This window comes from Pengzhenrongella sp., assembly GCF_036565025.1.
In the GTDB taxonomy this organism is placed as follows: Bacteria; Actinomycetota; Actinomycetes; order Actinomycetales; family Cellulomonadaceae; genus Pengzhenrongella.
In genome coordinates, this window is sequence record NZ_DATCNW010000247.1 from 1 (window position 1) to 3552 (window position 3552).

Annotated in this window: 3 protein-coding genes; all 3 read right to left on the reverse strand. The window is 70.0% G+C overall.

The genetic code is table 11. The features are described 5' to 3' along the window. Window positions 1-105 precede the first annotated feature (105 nt). Window positions 106-852 (reverse strand): nucleotide-binding protein, encoded by a 747-nt coding sequence (locus tag VIM26_RS14380; protein ID WP_331952329.1) that lies wholly within the window; start codon window positions 850-852, stop codon window positions 106-108. A gap of 338 nt (window positions 853-1190) precedes the next feature. Further along, window positions 1191-2141, reverse strand: a complete 951-nt coding sequence (locus VIM26_RS14385; RefSeq protein ID WP_331952331.1) for a hypothetical protein — start codon at window positions 2139-2141, stop codon at window positions 1191-1193. Window positions 2142-2185: 44 nt separating this feature from the next. Continuing rightward, window positions 2186-3552 (reverse strand): hypothetical protein (locus VIM26_RS14390; protein ID WP_331952333.1); only part of this gene is annotated, 1367 nt, incomplete at its 5' end.

Here is a 3552-nt window from a genome sequence, read left to right on the forward strand (position 1 = left end):
GGCCCCCAGCAGGGCGAGGCTGGGTTGGAGCGTCGTTCTCCCGCGGGAACAACCCGCACGGGCCCGCGGGAGAACCCAACCCACCCAGCGCCCGCGCCGCTCCTTCTAGATCGGCCTGCGGATCCGGTCGTTCACACGCAACCCGTTGGCGCGCAGCCGATGGGTGAAGACGCGCAGTTTTGCCCGCTCCGTGGCGGCATCCGTGGAGAGCGTGTGTGAGAAGCGCTCTTCCTTCGGACTTAGTAGGCGGATCGTCGTCTGCGAGTTCGGGCGGATGCGGCGCCAGCCCTGTGCCTCCGCGGCGACCCACAGCAGGTCGAGCTCGCCAGCCAAGAGACGTGCGTGATCCGCTGCAGTGGACGGAGCGGCCCCTGGCTCGCGACCCCGCTGGCGCAGACCGCGCTTCTTGAACATGGCCTTGGCTGCGAGTGCGGCTGGGTTGAGTGCCGCGCGGAGGTTGCCGTCGCCTCGCGCGGCGTCATAGGACAGTCGCGTGATGCCGCTGAGGTCACTTGGGAAGGCGATAGCGGCAGACTGCGGGGAGAGCATGAGAACGCGCCTCACTCCGAGTGCGCCCATGAACAAACCCAGCTCGATCAGCACATTGCCGCGGGGGGCAGGTCGCTCCTCGCCCCGCATCGTGAGGGTGTCGTCCGGCGTCATCACAAGAACGGCGAAGTCCGACGCCAGGGCTGCCGCTTCGAGGGACTCCATCGTGTAGCCGCCGGCGCCGAAGATGCCCTGGTCCCAGACCGTCACTTCTGCATCAGCGCCGAGCGCCGCCTGGAAGTTCTCGGCTACCGATTTACCCTCCGTCGACGAACCGATGAAGACCCTCGGCGGACCCACCATTCAAAGCCACCCCCACTCCATCGGACACGTCACCGCGATCGTACCGACCGGCCCTTGATTGAGAGGTGCCACACCCCCGGACCGAACCAAGAGAACGGCCCCACCTGACGTTGCAGGTGGGGCCGCTCTCTTTCTCTTCAGCGGCCGAGATCGGCACACGGGCGCTGATGAGCGCTCTGAGGGACGGAACGCGGCAGGACCCCGAGCCTCTTGGCGACGGATCGGACCGACGTCGGGAAACTCAAACGAGATTCGGCGTGGGCCTGGATTGCCGCCGCGGATGCGCGCGGGGCTTCACCGGTGACTCGGCCCGCGGCACCCCGGTTCTGGACCTTCGGTCATCGTCCGAGGTCCTGGCCCTTGCCCGGCTCCCTGCGTGCGCCACGCACAACGCGGGCCCGGGCTGCTGGACCGTGAGTCAGGCTGTCTTTGGCCGACGTCGGGAAGCTCCGTGCCGTGTTGATCCGGACCTCCTCCTGGAGAGGCGTGGCGTCCGGTGAGTCGCCGGCCCGGTACCGCGCGTACGGCGCGGAGGCCGATGTGTTGGCGGCTTCGGCCGCGCCCTGGTCGTGTCCGGCGTGGTCACGCTCTGCGGTGCTGTACCGCTCGTAGGCGTCGGCGACCAGGTCGCGATTGTCAGCCTCCTGTCGCGCCTGCGAACCCGCCCCGGTGTCGCCCCGCTCGTCCTGAGCGGCAGCGTCGTCTCGCAGCACGGCCGCTTCGCTGCGCGCGTTCGTGGCGTTCATGTCGTCGACGTGGGCGCGGCTCTGGTCTGCCAGTGCGTGCGCGAGCGCCTCGTCGCGGTTCCGTCGCTCGATGCCGGAGACCGTCATCGCGTCGGCGGGCATCGACATGTACGGACCCATGACCTGCCGGACGACCTCGAGCTGTTTGGCGTCCAGGTGCTCCTGGGTTCCGGCCAGCGTCGCCTTGACGTCGATGCCGTAGTGATCCTTCAGACCGGACTCCATGACGGCGAGGGAGGCAGCCGCGTGGGGGTCGTGCTCGCGCCATTCGTAAGCGGCGGCGAACGTCAGGCCGATTCGAGTCGGCCCGGCCTTTTCCCAGAACTGCGGGTCGGCGGCCTGCTTGTGCAGGGTGCGGGCGACGTCCCGGTGGGTGGTGAGCTGCTGCTCGCTCTGGCGGGCTGCGTCCTGAGACTGGCCGGCCGCCCGGCGGTCGCTCTCGGCGCGGGCGCGGGCCAACCGCTCGGCCAGCTGGCTGCCGCCCATGACGGCCGCGCGGACCAACCGGTCGAACTCTCCAGCGATCTCATCCGATTCAGGCATGCTCGACAGCTCCTTCGTAGTGATGCGCGTGCTGAGCGTTTGGCTCAGCGTTCCAACTCGTCTTCACGCGTCCGCTCCCTGCGGGTAGCGGGAGTTTGTGGCTCGGATGGCGGGCGGGTGCCGGCGCCGATACTCCGGCGCGTCGACGCCGGGAAGCTTTGCGAGGCCTCGCGGATGGCCTGCCGTGCGGCGTCTTCCTCCGCCTCGCCCTCGGCTGGGCGTTCGCTGACGGGCCCGCGCGTTTCCGCGGCCGCGACGCTCTCCTCGACGTCCGCCGGTGTCGCCGGCGTTTGCTCGGCGGCCCGGACCAGAGCCGCGCGCGTCGCCACGAGGTCGACCCCGGTGCCTTGTCCGATGCGCTGCACGGCCACGAGTTCTCCGCGAGCGATGTTCGCGTCCTCGATCGCCTGGGTGAGCCGGTCCAGCTGGGACATGATCGCGAGCCAGCCGCCGCCCGAGCTCTTCGACGTCGCGCGGACCATGAGGCTGAGGTGGCGGGCCGCGAGCCCCGGGTGCGCGTTAACCCCGCGCTGGTCCGAGTCCGGCTGCGCAGAACGCGCCAGGGACTCCGACGCCGCGGCGAGCGCTCCAGGGTGCGAGCCTTCGACCTCGACCGACCACCGGGCGAAGACCTGACTTGCATCGCGGGCGGCTGCCTTCCACGCCGCCCGGTCGCCGACGTCGACCTTCGACAACCGCGCGGTCAGGTCACTGAGCTGCGCTGCGGTTTCCGGCGGAAGGGCCGGCATCGACCTGCCGGTCGCGGTGGGGGAGGAGCCCGCGGACTTGGTGGCGCGCCACGTCGCGGTCGCCTCGCGTCCGGCATCGTCTGCTCCCTTGGTGTCCGCGCCCCACGCGGCACGCAGCTGGCCCAGCCCAAGGTTTCGATCCAGCTTGGACGGCGCGTACCAGATCGCCCTTTCGCCCGGTGGTGGGCGCAGCGCGGCGGAGTACCCGGTGACCTGGTCCGTGCTCGAGGCGGCGAACCGTGGCCGGACCATCACGCCGGCCAGGCGCGCGCTGTCGACGAACTGCTTCTCCGTCGCTGACACCGCGACTGCGGCTCGCAGCCTCCTGGTGATCTGCAACTTGCCGACCTCGGCATCTCCCTGCCGAACGGCGCGCTCCGCCTCGGCCGCGTTGAAGCCGGGCAGGCCCTGCTCCTTCGGGATGTCCTTCACCGGGCGCAGCCCGTGGCGCTTCTCGATGTCGTCAGTGGCAGTCCGGGAACGCTTCTTGGACTGGAACACCTGGGCGCGGGTCAGGTCCTCCCGGACCAGACAGACCGCGATGTGGATGTGGTCGCCGCCGTTCTTCGACAACCCGTGATGCACCGCCGTCCACTGGCATTCCGACCGTCCGGACGCCGCCGTCTTCGGCCCGGCGAAATCCATCGCGTCCACGTACTCGC